This is a genomic window from Enterobacter cloacae complex sp. IR5402 (assembly GCF_049238125.1).
Taxonomy (GTDB): domain Bacteria; phylum Pseudomonadota; class Gammaproteobacteria; order Enterobacterales; family Enterobacteriaceae; genus Enterobacter; species Enterobacter hormaechei_C.
Genome location: NZ_JBMKHO010000002.1, coordinates 235,415 through 250,323 on the forward strand (window position 1 = coordinate 235,415; position 14,909 = coordinate 250,323).

General features: G+C 53.7%; 12 protein-coding genes. 8 read left to right on the forward strand and 4 right to left on the reverse strand.

Annotation, left to right across the window (positions count from 1 at the left end; all coding sequences use genetic code 11):
• Window positions 1-15 precede the first annotated feature (15 nt).
• Complete coding sequence (pta, locus tag ACOTXL_RS04430; protein WP_045350218.1) at window positions 16-2,157, reverse strand: phosphate acetyltransferase; 2,142 nt, start codon at window positions 2,155-2,157, stop codon at window positions 16-18.
• Between the two features lie 75 nt (window positions 2,158-2,232).
• Entirely contained in the window at window positions 2,233-3,435 is a 1,203-nt protein-coding gene (gene ackA / locus ACOTXL_RS04435) for an acetate kinase (RefSeq protein WP_015572267.1), read from the reverse strand.
• 337 nt (window positions 3,436-3,772) lie between these two features.
• Here ackA and yfbV point away from each other — a divergent pair, with 337 nt between their 5' ends.
• The 4 genes from yfbV (at window position 3,773) to ACOTXL_RS04455 (ending at window position 7,394) form a co-directional block, all read left to right on the forward strand.
• Complete coding sequence (gene yfbV, locus ACOTXL_RS04440; protein ID WP_045350220.1) at window positions 3,773-4,228, forward strand: terminus macrodomain insulation protein YfbV; 456 nt, start codon at window positions 3,773-3,775, stop codon at window positions 4,226-4,228.
• Between the two features lie 92 nt (window positions 4,229-4,320).
• A complete protein-coding gene (locus ACOTXL_RS04445) occupies window positions 4,321-4,815 on the forward strand; it encodes a YfbU family protein (RefSeq protein ID WP_003861461.1) in 495 nt (164 codons plus the stop codon).
• 11 nt (window positions 4,816-4,826) lie between these two features.
• Entirely contained in the window at window positions 4,827-5,486 is a 660-nt protein-coding gene (locus ACOTXL_RS04450) for a sugar phosphatase (RefSeq protein ID WP_003861463.1), read from the forward strand.
• A 75-nt stretch (window positions 5,487-5,561) separates the two neighbouring features.
• Complete coding sequence (locus tag ACOTXL_RS04455) at window positions 5,562-7,394, forward strand: SLC13 family permease (protein ID WP_045350222.1); 1,833 nt, start codon at window positions 5,562-5,564, stop codon at window positions 7,392-7,394.
• Window positions 7,395-7,447: 53 nt separating this feature from the next.
• Here the strand turns inward: ACOTXL_RS04455 and yfbR are convergent, their stop codons facing one another.
• Window positions 7,448-8,047, reverse strand: a complete 600-nt coding sequence (yfbR, locus tag ACOTXL_RS04460) for a 5'-deoxynucleotidase (protein WP_003861468.1) — start codon at window positions 8,045-8,047, stop codon at window positions 7,448-7,450.
• A 117-nt stretch (window positions 8,048-8,164) separates the two neighbouring features.
• The gene (gene alaA, locus ACOTXL_RS04465) at window positions 8,165-9,379 is read right to left on the reverse strand and encodes an alanine transaminase AlaA (protein ID WP_003861471.1); all 1,215 of its coding nucleotides are present in this window, start codon (window positions 9,377-9,379) and stop codon (window positions 8,165-8,167) included.
• A 937-nt stretch (window positions 9,380-10,316) separates the two neighbouring features.
• On the opposite strand from alaA, the gene lrhA reads away from it, so the two are divergent.
• From lrhA to nuoC, 4 genes are all read left to right on the forward strand, one after another.
• The gene (gene lrhA, locus ACOTXL_RS04470; protein WP_003861473.1) at window positions 10,317-11,255 is read left to right on the forward strand and encodes a transcriptional regulator LrhA; all 939 of its coding nucleotides are present in this window, start codon (window positions 10,317-10,319) and stop codon (window positions 11,253-11,255) included.
• A 631-nt stretch (window positions 11,256-11,886) separates the two neighbouring features.
• Window positions 11,887-12,327, forward strand: a complete 441-nt coding sequence (gene nuoA, locus ACOTXL_RS04475; RefSeq protein WP_003861475.1) for an NADH-quinone oxidoreductase subunit NuoA — start codon at window positions 11,887-11,889, stop codon at window positions 12,325-12,327.
• 15 nt (window positions 12,328-12,342) lie between these two features.
• Window positions 12,343-13,017 carry an NADH-quinone oxidoreductase subunit NuoB gene (nuoB, locus tag ACOTXL_RS04480; protein WP_003861482.1) on the forward strand — a complete coding sequence of 225 codons (675 nt, stop codon included), beginning with the start codon at window positions 12,343-12,345 and terminating at the stop codon, window positions 13,015-13,017.
• Window positions 13,018-13,106: 89 nt separating this feature from the next.
• Window positions 13,107-14,909 carry an NADH-quinone oxidoreductase subunit C/D gene (gene nuoC, locus ACOTXL_RS04485; RefSeq protein ID WP_072223371.1) on the forward strand — a complete coding sequence of 601 codons (1,803 nt, stop codon included), beginning with the start codon at window positions 13,107-13,109 and terminating at the stop codon, window positions 14,907-14,909.

A 14,909-nucleotide genomic window follows, 5' to 3' on the forward strand; every position in this document is an offset into this window, starting at 1 on the left:
CCATCCGGCAAAACATTACTGCTGTTGCGAAGACTGGATCGCCGTCAGCGCGATGGTGTAGACGATATCGTCAACCAGCGCACCACGGGACAGGTCGTTCACAGGTTTGCGCATGCCTTGCAGCATTGGCCCGATGGAGATCAGGTCTGCTGAACGCTGTACCGCTTTATAGGTGGTGTTACCGGTGTTCAGATCCGGGAAGATGAACACGGTAGCACGACCTGCAACCGGCGAGTTTGGCGCTTTGGATTTCGCCACGTCAGCCATTACCGCGGCATCGTACTGGAGCGGGCCGTCGATCATCAGATCCGGACGTTTTTCCTGCGCAATGCGGGTCGCTTCACGGACTTTCTCTACGTCACTGCCTGCACCAGAGGTACCGGTGGAGTATGAGAGCATCGCGACGCGCGGTTCGATACCGAAGGCAATCGCGGAGTCCGCAGACTGGATAGCGATTTCTGCCAGCTGCTCTGCGGTTGGATCCGGGTTGATCGCGCAGTCGCCGTAAACATAAACCTGTTCAGGCAGCAGCATGAAGAACACGGAGGAGACCAGAGAGCTGCCCGGTGCGGTTTTGATCAACTGCAACGGTGGACGGATGGTGTTCGCGGTGGTGTGAACCGCACCGGAAACCAGACCGTCAACTTCGTCCTGCTCCAGCATCAGCGTACCCAGCACGACGTTGTCTTCCAGCTGCTCGCGCGCAACGGCTTCGGTCATGCCCTTGTTCTTACGCAGTTCAACCAGGCGAGCAACGTAGCTTTCGCGAACCACTTCCGGGTCAATGATCTCAATGCCAGCGCCCAGCTCAACGCCCTGAGACGCCGCAACGCGGTTGATCTCATCCGGGTTACCCAGCAGCACACAGGTCGCGATACCGCGTTCTGCACAGATGGCTGCCGCTTTAACGGTACGTGGTTCGTCGCCTTCTGGCAGAACCACGCGTTTGCCCGCTTTACGCGCCAGCTCGGTCAGCTGGTAACGGAAGGCTGGAGGAGACAGACGACGGCTGCGCTCGGAGGTCGCCGTCAGGGATTCGATCCAGTCCGCATTGATGTAGCCCGCAACGTATTCCTGAACTTTCTCGATACGCTCGTGGTCATCAACCGGCACTTCGAGGTTGAAGCTTTGCAGGCTCAGGGAGGTCTGCCAGGTGTTGGTGTTCACCATGAAGACTGGCAGGCCAGTGGCGAACGCACGTTCGCACAGCTTGCTGATACGCGCGTCCATTTCATAGCCGCCGGTCAGCAGAATTGCACCGATTTCCACGCCGTTCATCGCAGCCAGGCACGCTGCAACCAGCACGTCTGGACGGTCAGCAGAGGTCACCAGCAGGGAACCTGCGCGGAAGTGTTCCAGCATGTGTGGAATGCTACGTGCGCAGAAGGTTACGGACTTCACGCGGCGGGTGTTGATATCGCCTTCGTTGATCACGGTGGCGTTCAGGTGACGCGCCATATCGATTGCACGGGTGGCAATCAGATCGAAGCTCCATGGCACCGCGCCCAGAACAGGCAGCGGGCTGGAATCCTGCAACTTAGCCGGGTCAACTTTGATGACTTTCGCTTTGGAGGAGTCGTCAAAAATTTCGGACAGGTCAGGACGCGTACGGCCCTGCTCATCTACTGGCGCGTTCAGCTTGTTAACAATCACGCCGGTGATGCTGGTGTTTTTCGCACCGCCGAAGCTGCTGCGCGTCAGTTCGATACGCTCTTTCAGCTGCTCTGGGGTATCCGTGCCCTGAGACATCACAAAAACGATCTCTGCGTTCAGGGTTTTCGCGATTTCAAAGTTCAGAGACTGGGCAAACTGGTGTTTACGGGTCGGGACCAGGCCTTCAACCAGCACCACTTCCGCGTCCTGCGCGTTTGCGTGGTAGTTGGCAATGATCTCTTCCATCAGCACGTCTTTCTGGTTGCTGGAGAGCAGAGATTCAACGTGGCTCATCTTCAACGGTTCAGCCGCTGGCAGATTGGAGTTCTTGCGAACGATGGTGGTGGTCTGGTCTGGCGCATCGCCACCGGCACGTGGCTGGGCGATAGGCTTAAAGACGCTCAGACGAACGCCTTTGCGTTCCATAGCGCGGATCACGCCGAGGCTGACGCTGGTCAGGCCGACGCTGGTTCCGGTAGGGATCAGCATAATAGTACGGGACACGGTTTATCCTCTTTCGTTACCGCCGCGTTGGGCGGGTTACAAAACAGCACCGCCAGCATTGCTGGCGGTGTGGAATCAGGCAGTCAGGCGGTGTGCGTCTTGCGCGATGACCAGCTCTTCGTTAGTTGGAATAACGATAGCAGGGCGGGTGCCTTCTTTGTTGATGAAGCCAGACTTGCCGAAGCGGGCAGCCAGGTTACGCTCATGATCAACTTCGAAGCCCAGAACGCCCAGTTTGCCCAGGGACAGTTCACGTACCATTGCCGCGTTCTCACCGATACCACCGGTGAAGATAACAGCATCCAGACGGCCTTCCATCAGCGCGGTGTAAGAACCGATGTACTTCGCCAGGCGGTGGCAATAAACGTCCATTGCACGTTTAGCGTCAGCTTTTTCTGCGTAGTTGTCTTCAACGTAACGGCAGTCGCTGGTGACCTCGGTCAGGCCCAGCAGGCCAGACTCTTTGGTCAGCATTTTGTTGATGTCGTCAACGCTCATGCCCAGGGTGTCGTGCAGGTGGAAGATGATCGCCGGGTCGATATCACCGGAACGGGTACCCATCACCAGACCTTCCAGCGGGGTCAGACCCATAGAGGTGTCAACACACTTACCGTTGCGGATAGCGGAAACAGAACCACCGTTGCCCAGGTGGCAGGTGATAATGTTGACTTCTTCAACCGGCTTGTTCAGCACTTTTGCGGCTTCCTGAGTCACATAGAAGTGGCTGGTACCGTGAGCGCCGTAACGACGGACGCCGTGCTCTTTGTACAGGCTGTATGGCAGGGCATAGAGGTAAGACTCTTCCGGCATGGTCTGATGGAACGCAGTATCAAACACGGCCACGTTTTTGTCTTTCAGACTCGGGAAGGATTTCAGTGCTTCAGCGATACCGATCAGGTGAGCCGGGTTATGCAGCGGTGCGAAAGACGCAGAGTCTTTGATACCCTGAATCACGGAGTCGTCGATTACCACGGAACTGGTGTATTTTTCGCCGCCGTGGACGATACGGTGACCAATTGCGGTCAGCTGAGCAGACAGTTCTGGTTTTTGTGCCAGAATAGTGTTAACGATAAAGTTCAGCGCTTCACTGTGAGCGGCGCCTGCACCTAAAGCCGCTTCTTGTTTGCTGCCGTCCATCTTCCACTTGATACGTGCTTCAGGCAGATGGAAACATTCGGCCAAACCAGAGAGGTACTCGTCACCGTTGAGCGCATCGATGATGGCGAATTTCAGTGAGGAGCTACCGCAGTTCAGAACCAGTACTAACTTACTCGACATGGAAGTACCTATTATTGATACGTGGCTAAAAAAACGTCAGTGAGTCTAAAAGCGTAACGCATGCTGACCCAGACATTTATGATTAACATCATGCCAAACGAACATTCTGGCAGGATGAAAGAAATACCTATGATTTTAAGCCATTTTGAACATTTTTCAGACAATGGCATAATATGCGATAATTTGACGAGTTAACGCTTATCGTCTACGGCCCTATCAGGCTGGCACAGGATACCCGATACGGGGTAGCGATGACAAAATATTTTGAACGTTGTCATAGCCTGTTGTGGTTTTGCACGAAAATTTTAATTTTTATACGTGAAGTTGAGGTACAGCCATGTCGACACCCGAAATCCCGTCCGTGAACTTTTTTAGTCTGTTTCGTCGGGGACAGCATTACGCAAAGACATGGCCGATGGAAAAGCGCCTCGCGCCCATGTTTATTGAAAATCGCACTATTCGCGCCACGCGCTATGCGATTCGCTTTATGCCCCCGATTGCCGTTTTTACCCTGTGCTGGCAGATAGCGTTAGGTGGACAGCTTGGCCCTGCCGTCGCGACGGCGCTCTTTGCGTTAAGCCTGCCGATGCAGGGGCTATGGTGGTTAGGTAAACGTTCCGTCACGCCACTTCCGCCTTCTATTTCCCACTGGTTTTATGAAGTGCGTGGAAAACTGGAAGAGGCTGGCCAGGCGCTGGCACCGGTTGAAGGTAAGCCGGACTATCAGGCGCTGGCGGATACCCTCAAGCGTGCGTTTAAACAGCTTGATAAAACATTCCTCGATGACTTGTGATTGATCATCGAAACGACGACCAAAAGAAGGCACAGTAACAATCAGTTACCGTGTCTTTTTTTTACAGTGCAATGCGCTACAGGAGTCGAAAGATGGAAATGACCCATGCTCAACGTCTGATTTTGTCTAACCAGTACAAGATGATGACTATGCTTGATCCCGATAACGCTGCGCGCTACAGCCGCCTGCAAACCATTGTTGAACGTGGTTTTGGCTTGCAGATGCGCGAACTGGATCGCGAATTTGGCGAACTGAAAGAGGAAACCTGCCGTATCGTTATCGACATCATGGAGATGTACCATGCGCTGCATGTGTCCTGGACCAATCTGAAGGACCAGCAGACCATTGACGAGCGCCGCGTGACGTTCCTGGGCTTTGATGCTGCGACGGAAGCGCGCTATCTGAGCTATGTACGCTTTATGGTGAATACCGAAGGGCGCTACACCCATTTTGATGCGGGTACGCACGGCTTCAACGCCCAGACCCCGATGTGGGATAAGTATCAACGTATGCTGAGCGCGTGGCACGCCTGTCCGCGCCAGTACCATTTAAGCAGCAACGAAATTCAACAAATCATTAATGCCTGACGGAGGTGCGTGTGCAGTGTAAAGGTTTTCTGTTTGATCTGGACGGTACGCTGGTGGATTCGCTGCCGGTGGTGGAGCGCTCGTGGTGCCACTGGGCCGACCGGCACGGCATTGACCATCAGGACGTACTAAATTTCATCCATGGCAAACAGGCCATTACCTCATTGCGGCACTTCCTTGCGGGACGTTCTGAGGAAGAGATTCAGGCGGAGTTCCGCTATCTTGAGCAGATTGAAGCTACCGATACCGAGGGTATCACCGCGCTGCCCGGTGCGCGCGAACTGCTTGAGCACCTGAATGAAGCGCAGATCCCGTGGGCTATCGTCACCTCCGGCTCGGTTCCCGTCGCGCATGCACGCCATAAGGCGGCAGGTTTGCCGACGCCGGACGTCTTCATTACCGCTGAGCGCGTGAAGCGCGGCAAGCCTGAACCGGATGCGTTCCTGCTCGGCGCTGAACTGCTCGGCCTTGCGCCAGCAGAGTGCGTGGTGGTGGAAGACGCGGCGGCAGGCGTGCTGGCCGGGCTGAACGCCGGCAGCCACGTCATTGCCGTTAACGTCCCGGCGGGTTCCCCCCGGCTGGAGGAGGCGGATTTCGTGCTTAACACCCTGACCGCCATCGACGTCTCGAAGGCGTCAGACGGAGTTGTAACCGTCTCGCTAAAAATGTAATCCCATGATATAGCCCCGCATTACCGGGGCTTTTTTATGGCAGAATTGCTTCTCCTCCACTGACAAGGACATGTTGTGAACGGTGAACTGATTTGGGTCCTGAGCCTGCTGTTAATCGCCATCATTCTTTTTGCCACGGGCAAGGTGCGCATGGATGCCGTCGCCCTGTTTGTGATTGTCGCATTCGTTCTGAGCGGTACCCTTTCCCTGCCGGAAGCCTTTTCCGGGTTTAGCGATCCCAACGTTATTTTGATTGCCGCTCTGTTTATTATTGGCGACGGGCTGGTACGCACCGGCGTGGCGACGATGATGGGGTCGTGGCTGGTGAAAGTGGCGGGCAGCAGCGAAACCAAAATGCTGATTTACCTGATGCTGACGGTCGCCGGGCTGGGCGCGTTTATGAGCTCTACGGGCGTCGTGGCCATCTTTATTCCGGTCGTGCTGAGCGTCTGCATGAGGATGCAGATCTCCCCGTCGCGGCTGATGATGCCGTTGAGCTTCGCCGGGCTCATCAGCGGCATGATGACGCTGGTCGCGACGCCGCCGAACCTCGTCGTGAACAGCGAACTGATCCGTGAGGGGCTTGAGGGGTTTAGCTTTTTCAGCGTTACGCCGATCGGGCTGGTGGTACTGGTGATGGGCATTATCTATATGCTATTGACCCGTTTTGCGCTGAAAGGGGAGAAGCAGGATAAAGCCAAAGAGGGCTGGAAGCGGCGCTCTTTCCGCGATCTGATTAAAGAGTATCGTCTGACCGGGCGTGCCCGACGTCTGGCTATCCGCCCGGGGTCGCCTATGGTGGGGCAGAGGCTGGATGACCTTAAGCTACGCGAACGCTATGGCGCGAACGTCATCGGGGTTGAGCGCTGGCGTCGTTTTCGTCGGGTGATCGTTAACGTGAACGGGGTGTCAGAGTTTCGCGCACGTGACGTCCTGCTGATTGATATGTCCACCGCAGACGTGGATCTGCGGGAGTTTTGTAGTGAGCAGCTGCTGGAGCCGATGGTCCTGCGCGGCGAGTATTTCTCTGACCAGGCGCTGGATGTGGGAATGGCCGAGGTGTCGCTGATCCCGGAATCGGAGTTATTGGGCAAAACCGTGCGTGAAATCGGCTTTCGTACCCGCTATGGCCTCAACGTGGTAGGCCTGAAGCGCGATGGCGTAGCCCTTGAAGGGGCGGTGGTGGATGAGCCGATCCTGCTGGGGGATATCTTCCTCGTGGTCGGCAACTGGAAACTGATTAGCCAGCTCGGGCAGAAAGGCCGCGATTTTGTGGTGCTAAATATGCCGATTGAAGAGAGCGATGCATCACCGGCGCACAGCCAGGCGCCCCATGCAATTTTTTGCCTGGTATTGATGGTTGCCCTGATGCTGACGGACGAGATCCCTAACCCGGTGGCGGCAATAATCGCCTGTCTGTTAATGGGCAAATTCCGCTGTATCGACGCCGAAAGCGCTTACAAAGCGATTCACTGGCCGAGCATTATTCTCATCGTCGGGATGATGCCCTTCGCCCTGGCGCTACAGAAAACCGGCGGGGTGGATTTGATCGTAAAAGGCTTAATGGACGCGGGCGGGGGATATGGTCCGTACCTGATGATGGTTTGCCTGTTCGTCATGTGCGCCACCATTGGTTTGTTCATCTCCAATACCGCAACGGCGGTGCTGATGGCGCCCATTGCACTGGCGATGGCAAAATCGATGGGTGTTTCGCCGTATCCGTTTGCGATGATGGTTGCGATGGCGGCGTCCGCGGCATTTATGACGCCGGTCTCTTCCCCGGTCAATACGCTGGTGCTGGGGCCCGGGAATTATAGGTTCAGTGATTTCGTGAAGCTGGGTGTGCCGTTCACCGTGCTGGTGATGGTGGTGTGCGTGGTGTTAATTCCGGTGTTATTCCCGTTTTAGCGTGAGTGCAGAAACGTAGGCCGGGTAAGGCGGAGCCGCCACCCGGCAAAAAACTACAGCGGCGAATCCTGGCTAATCTCATCCAGTGACAAATGGAAGCTCGGCACAAACACGCGCATAAAGTAGTCCATCTCTTCGCTGCGACGAGATTCCAGCGTTTTTTCCAGACGCGTTTTTGCCAGTAAAAATTCGTTATTCCCGGCGGACAGCTCTTCCAGACACTTCAGGTAGGCGCACAGCGCATCGGCCTGCTTAACCAGGGATTTCTCCTCTTCCGTATACTGATGCTCGTCGATGAGCGGCCCGAAGATATCGCGCAGCTCTTCAGGCACCATGTCGATCAGCTTCTGCTGGGCAATCTTCTCAATAGCTTTATATTCCTGGGCAATCTGCGAGTTGAAATATTTCACCGGCGTAGGCAGATCCCCGGTCAGCACTTCCGATGCATCGTGGTACATCGCCAGCAGGGCGATACGTTCGGCATTCACCTGCCCGTTGAATTTGCGGTTTTTAATCGCGGCCAGCGCGTGCGCGACCATGGCAACCTGTAAACTGTGCTCAGACACATTTTCAGTGCGCACGTTGCGCATCAGCGGCCAGCGGTTGATGAGTTTCAGGCGGGAGAGGTGGGCAAAGAAATGACTCTGACTCATAGGTTACCTTATGTCTTCACTGCGACAGACTTCATTGTGCGGGGAGGGGAGGGAAGATGCAAATTTGCGGATGTTGCAGGCCGGGTAAGCGCAGTGCTACCCGGCGGATAGTCAGCGCTACTGATGGTACCCGGAGAGGAAGCGCCCGAAGCGGCTGATGGCCATTTCGAGATCGTCTTCGCGCGGCAGGGTGACGATACGCACGTGATCCGGCCACGGCCAGTTAAACGCCGTACCCTGAACCAGCAGCACTTTTTCCTGCAACAGGAAGTCGAGCACCATTTTCTGGTCGTCGTGAATATTAAAGCGCTTCGCGTCGATTTTCGGGAACATGTACAGCGCGCCGTTAGGCTTCACGCAGGAGACGCCCGGAATATCATTAATCAATTCCCATGCACGGTTGCGCTGTTCATACAGGCGGCCGCCTGGGACGATAAACTCGCTGATGCTTTGATAGCCGCCGAGTGCTGTCTGGATCGCATGTTGCGCCGGTACGTTGGCGCACAGACGCATGGATGCCAGCATCTCCAGCCCTTCAATGTAGCCTTTCGCATGTTTTTTCGGACCGTTCAGTACCATCCAGCCCTGACGGAAACCGGCAACGCGGTAAGTTTTAGACAGTCCGTTAAAGGTGACCGTTAGCAGATCGGGTGCTAGCGCGGCGATAGAGTGGTGCTGCGCCGCGTCGTACAGGATCTTGTCGTAAATCTCGTCGGCAAAGATGATCAGGTTGTGCTGGCGGGCGATCTCGACGATCTCCATCAGCAGCTCTTTTGAATAGACCGCGCCCGTCGGGTTATTCGGGTTAATGATCACGATACCCCGGGTGCGCGGGGTAATTTTGGCGCGAATATCATCCAGATCCGGGAACCAGTCAGAGGATTCGTCGCACAGGTAGTGCACCGCTTTACCGCTGGACAGGGACACCGCAGCCGTCCACAGCGGATAATCTGGGGCAGGAACCAGCATTTCATCGCCGCTGTTCAGGAGCGCCTGCATCGCCTGAACGATCAGTTCCGAGACACCGTTGCCAATGTAGATATCTTCAACGGTGACGTCGCGCATACCGCGAGCCTGATAGTGCTGCATGATGGCTTTACGGGCGGAGTAAAGCCCTTTTGAATCGCAGTAGCCTTGTGCAGTGGGCAGGTTACGGATCACATCCACCAGGATCTCATCCGGCGCTTCAAAACCAAATGGCGCGGGGTTGCCGATGTTGAGTTTCAGAACCTTATTGCCTTCCTCTTCAAGGCGTTTTGCCTCTTTGAGTACCGGGCCACGGATGTCGTAACAGACGTTGTCGAGCTTGCTGGATTTTTCGATAGGGGACATGAACCTTTAACCTTTTCGCTATTATTGCAACTTCCTGCCGTGGAAGTGTGCACGGAACAATGTACTCCCCCCGCGCTTCGTTTTGAAGGGCGCACAGAAGAAGATTTCGTTCCACCGGGGAATGTCGCTGTGATCGCTTACTCTAACGAGGGAGTGATTTTGTGCCTGAATTTATCGTAATAAAGGTTATTAATGGGTTTTTTATGCTAAAAATTGCATGTAACTATGAATTTTATTCTGGTGTAAATAAAAAGACGATTCGGGCTGATGCATTAGTCCCCCTGAGTGATCATTCGTAAAACCTGAATGCTGAGATACCGATTGCCATATTAGCAAAGCCAGGCTAAAAGTTACTCATGTGAAATTAATGTTAAGGGTTATTAATGAATGGCCTGAATCTAAATTAAACTTTATTTATTATTAACGACGAAAATGCAACTTTCGTTAATTTTAATAAAAAGAGTGTAGTTGCTTATCATTGGCGGTAACTCCTTAATATTGCAATAAGACTTATAAATATAGTGGATTTGGGTTAAGATGTGTTTCGGGAATGCAGCATAGCGATAGGCCTGTTACGTATATCGGCTTCTGCTTTTCTGTATTAATCGATTGTTATTGCTAAAGTTATCTCTGGCTGATTGGGTAAGTCACATCTTGCTACGCTGGCAACGCTGCGATATAGATGGCAGAAAACATGTCTTACTCTTTATGGTATTTACATCGACCTGCAAACAAAGAAATATCCTGGACGCAAGAGAATAAAAATAACGTCATGAAACGTGATTTCTGACTGGTGATATACCGCAGTACAATAACTATCTGTCAGGCAGTCTGCCGGGCCGGGATGCGAGGGAAACTCTTCAGAAGGAATTGCTTAACTGTTACACACAGCTTCAACCCGGGCAGCTCCGCACGAGCAACCTGAAAGTGAAAAGATATGATAAATGCAAATCGTCCGATAATGAATCTCGACCTCGATCTGCTGAGAACGTTTGTTGCGGTCGCCGATCTCAACACTTTTGCAGCAGCTGCTGCCGCCGTTTGCCGTACCCAGTCCGCCGTGAGTCAGCAAATGCAGCGGCTGGAACAACTGGTTGGTAAAGAGCTTTTTGCGCGTCATGGGCGTAATAAGCTTTTAACAGAACATGGTATTCAGCTTCTGGGTTATGCCAGAAAGATACTGCGCTTTAATGATGAAGCCTGTATGTCATTAATGTTTAGCAACCTTCAGGGAGTGTTAACATTAGGGGCGTCAGATGAATCAGCAGATACCATTTTACCCTTCCTTCTCAACCGAATTAGCTCGGTTTATCCGAAGCTTGCCCTGGACGTTAGCGTTAAACGCAATGCCTTCATGGTTGAGATGCTGACAGAAAACGAGGTTGACCTGGTGGTCACCACGCATCGACCTGGCCAGTTTGACAGCCTGACGCTGCGTACTTCTCCAACGCACTGGTACTGTGCCGCGGAGTATGTATTGCAGAAAGGTGAGCCGATACCCCTGGTCCTGCTGGATGATCCCAGTCCGTTCCGCGATATGGTGCTGGCAGCGCTCAACGAAGCCAGTATTCCATGGCGCCTGGCGTACGTGGCGTCAACCTTGCCCGCAGTGCGAGCGGCGGTGAAGGCTGGGCTTGGCGTAACGGCCCGTCCGGTGGAAATGATGAGCCCCGATCTGCGTGTGCTGGGTCAATCCGAGGGACTCCCGTCGTTGCCGGATACGGAGTACCTGCTGTGCCATAACGCCGCCAGCAACAACGAGCTGGCAAAAGTGGTATTCGAGGCAATGGAAAACTACCACAATCCATGGCAGTACGCGGCTGTTACTCCCGAAGGAGGGGATGACTCCCTGATTGTGGAAGGGGATTTTGAGTGATCATTCCCTCAAAATTCTCGTAACAAAATGTAAGTGCAAAAAAGAGCCACTCGCATGATTTTTTCCTGCGAGTGGTTTTTTTTGCTATTCATAACCGCGGGCGGAGCAGGGATAAAGCAAATACCGCTTATTTATCAATGCAGAAAATGCTTTTGATTAAGATGTAAACAAGACCTGTTCTAACTTACCTCATACCCCACCGATGTTAAAAAAACAGGAAATATGTTGCTGTTTTTTTGATTGAATTAACAAAAGCGTGTCTCAGATCAAGAAAATACTCCCATTTGGGGGGAGGAATCGTTGGCAAATCCTGTCAAAATAGGAGGGTTATTTTTTTTACTTCCAAAACGGACACGATTCAACAAGATGCATTTGACGGAAAGTCATGTACCCACCAGGGTTAAAGGGCACCAAATGTTAATGAGAATCGCACGTTGTAATTTAATGTGAAGAAACCTTTGTTAAAGTTGACAAAAGGTTATAGAAAGGAGTAAAAAACCCCATCATTTTGCTGTCTATGTCTCATTTCTGACAGTTAGTGTAAGGTTATTTTGTTCCTCCCCATGAATCGATGTGATGCCCATCTGCCAGCAAGAGCAGTGTCGTCGGTATCACTTTTGATGAGTAAGCAATGAGTATGTCAACATCCACAGAAGTCATCGCTCATCACTGGGCATTCGCAATCTTTCTTATTGTAGCCATTGGCCTGTGCTGCCTGATGTTAGTCGGCGGCTGGTTCCTGGGCGGTCGCGCCCGCGCAAGGCACAAAAACACACCTTTCGAATCAGGTATTGATTCAGTAGGTACCGCTCGCTTACGCCTGTCTGCCAAGTTTTACCTGGTAGCCATGTTCTTCGTCATTTTTGACGTGGAAGCGCTTTACCTCTTCGCGTGGTCTACCTCCATTCGCGAAAGTGGTTGGGTGGGCTTTGTCGAGGCCGCAATTTTCATTTTAGTGTTACTGGCCGGTCTGGTTTATCTGGTGCGTATCGGCGCGCTGGACTGGACACCTGTGCGTTCACGCCGTGAACACATCAACCCGGAAAACAGTATCTCTAATCGTCAGCAGTAACAGCGAGGCAATAAGATGGATTATACGCTCACCCGCATAGATCCTAACGGTGAGAATGACCGTTACCCCCTGCAAAAACAGGAGATCGTAACCGACCCCCTGGAGCAAGAAGTCAACAAAAGCGTGTACATGGGCAAGCTCGAACATGCCATGCACGACATGGTCAACTGGGGTCGTAAGAACTCCATCTGGCCATACAACTTTGGCCTTTCTTGCTGCTACGTTGAAATGGTGACGTCATTCACTGCGGTGCATGACGTTGCGCGTTTTGGGGCCGAGGTACTGCGTGCTTCTCCGCGTCAGGCTGACCTGATGGTGGTGGCAGGGACCTGCTTTACCAAGATGGCACCGGTTATTCAGCGTCTTTATGACCAGATGCTGGAGCCAAAATGGGTTATCTCCATGGGCGCATGTGCAAACTCCGGCGGTATGTACGACATTTATTCCGTTGTGCAGGGCGTTGATAAGTTCATTCCGGTGGATGTGTACATCCCGGGTTGCCCGCCGCGTCCAGAGGCCTATATGCAGGCGCTGATGCTGCTCCAGGAGTCAATTGGTAAAGAACGCCGCCCGCTTTCATGGGTTGTTGGCGATCAGGGTGTCTATCGCGCGAACATGCAGTCTGAGCGCGAGCGTAAACGTGGTGAACGTATTGCCGTCACCAACCTGCGTACGCCTGACGAAATTTAATTTGCGCCTGTGGGCCTGGAGAACACCTTCGCATATCACTACTCAAATAGCGCGAAGCCAGGCTTAACAGTCACCACGGACCATTTGCAATGGTGAACAATATGACCGACTTAACCGCGCAAGAAGCCGCCTGGCAGACTCGGGATCATCTCGATGACCCGATCATTGGCGAACTGCGCAACCGTTTTGGGCCGGATGCCTTTACTGTTCAGGCCACCCGCACCGGGGTACCCGTTGTTTGGGTGAAGCGTGAGCAATTACTGGAAGTTGTCGATTTCCTCAAGAAATTGCCAAAACCTTACGTCATGCTGTTTGACTTACACGGCATGGACGAACGTCTGAGAACGCACCGCCAGGGTCTCCCTGCCGCGGATTTTTCCGTTTTCTACCACCTGATCTCAATAGACCGCAACACGGATATCATGCTCAAGGTGGCATTGTCTGAAAACGACATGCATCTGCCGACGATCACCAAACTTTTCCCGAACGCCAACTGGTACGAGCGTGAAACCTGGGAAATGTTCGGCATGACCTTCGACGGCCACCCGCATCTGACGCGCATCATGATGCCGCAGACCTGGACCGGCCACCCGCTGCGTAAAGACTACCCGGCACGCGCCACCGAATTCGACCCGTTTGAGCTGACCAAAGCCAAGCAGGATCTGGAGATGGAAGCGCTGACCTTCAAGCCGGAAGACTGGGGCATGAAGCGCGGCACCGAAAACGAGGACTTCATGTTCCTCAACCTCGGTCCGAACCACCCGTCTGCGCACGGTGCTTTCCGTATTATTCTTCAGCTTGATGGCGAAGAGATTGTCGACTGCGTGCCTGACATCGGCTACCACCATCGTGGTGCCGAGAAGATGGGCGAACGTCAGTCCTGGCACAGCTACATTCCGTATACCGACCGTATCGAATACCTCGGCGGCTGCGTGAACGAAATGCCATACGTGCTGGCCGTTGAGAAACTGGCAGGCATCACCGTCCCGGATCGCGTTAACGTGATTCGCGTAATGCTGTCTGAACTGTTCCGTATTAACAGCCACCTGCTGTACATCTCCACGTTCATTCAGGACGTCGGCGCGATGACGCCGGTCTTCTTCGCCTTTACCGACCGTCAGAAAATCTACGATCTGGTGGAAGCGATTACCGGTTTCCGTATGCACCCAGCCTGGTTCCGCATCGGTGGTGTGGCGCACGATCTGCCGCGCGGTTGGGACCGTCTGCTGCGTGAATTCCTCGACTGGATGCCGAAACGTCTGGCGTCTTACGAGAAAGCCGCGCTGCGTAACTCCATCCTGAAAGGCCGTTCCCAGGGCGTTGCTGCCTACGGCGCGAAAGAAGCGCTGGAGTGGGGGACTACCGGTGCTGGCCTGCGTGCGACCGGGATTGATTTCGACGTGCGTAAAGCGCGTCCTTACTCTGGTTACGAGAACTTCGACTTTGAAGTCCCGGTTGGCGGCGGTGTTTCCGACTGCTACACCCGCGTGATGTTGAAAGTGGAAGAGCTGCGCCAGAGCCTGCGCATCCTTGAGCAGTGCCTCAACAACATGCCGGAAGGCCCGTTCAAGGCGGATCACCCGCTGACGACGCCGCCACCGAAAGAGCGCACGCTGCAACATATCGAGACCCTGATCACCCACTTCCTGCAAGTTTCCTGGGGCCCGGTCATGCCGGCACAGGAATCCTTCCAGATGATTGAAGCGACCAAGGGTATCAACAGCTACTACCTCACCAGCGACGGCAGCACCATGAGCTACCGCACCCGCGTGCGTACGCCAAGCTTCGCGCACTTGCAGCAGATCCCGGCCGCCATTCGCGGCAGTCTGGTCTCCGACCTGATTGTGTATCTGGGTAGTATCGATTTTGTTATGTCAGATGTGGACCGCTAA

Coding starts and splice junctions, on each gene's coding strand:
- ackA (WP_015572267.1), bottom strand. CDS start 3,435: ATGTCGAGTAAGTTAGTACTGGTTCTGAACTGCGGTAGCTCCTCACTG.
- yfbV (WP_045350220.1), top strand. CDS start 3,773: ATGTCGACACCCGAAATCCCGTCCGTGAACTTTTTTAGTCTGTTTCGT.
- ACOTXL_RS04445 (WP_003861461.1), top strand. CDS start 4,321: ATGGAAATGACCCATGCTCAACGTCTGATTTTGTCTAACCAGTACAAG.
- yfbR (WP_003861468.1), bottom strand. CDS start 8,047: ATGAGTCAGAGTCATTTCTTTGCCCACCTCTCCCGCCTGAAACTCATC.
- alaA (WP_003861471.1), bottom strand. CDS start 9,379: ATGTCCCCTATCGAAAAATCCAGCAAGCTCGACAACGTCTGTTACGAC.
- lrhA (WP_003861473.1), top strand. CDS start 10,317: ATGATAAATGCAAATCGTCCGATAATGAATCTCGACCTCGATCTGCTG.
- nuoA (WP_003861475.1), top strand. CDS start 11,887: ATGAGTATGTCAACATCCACAGAAGTCATCGCTCATCACTGGGCATTC.
- nuoB (WP_003861482.1), top strand. CDS start 12,343: ATGGATTATACGCTCACCCGCATAGATCCTAACGGTGAGAATGACCGT.
- nuoC (WP_072223371.1), top strand. CDS start 13,107: ATGGTGAACAATATGACCGACTTAACCGCGCAAGAAGCCGCCTGGCAG.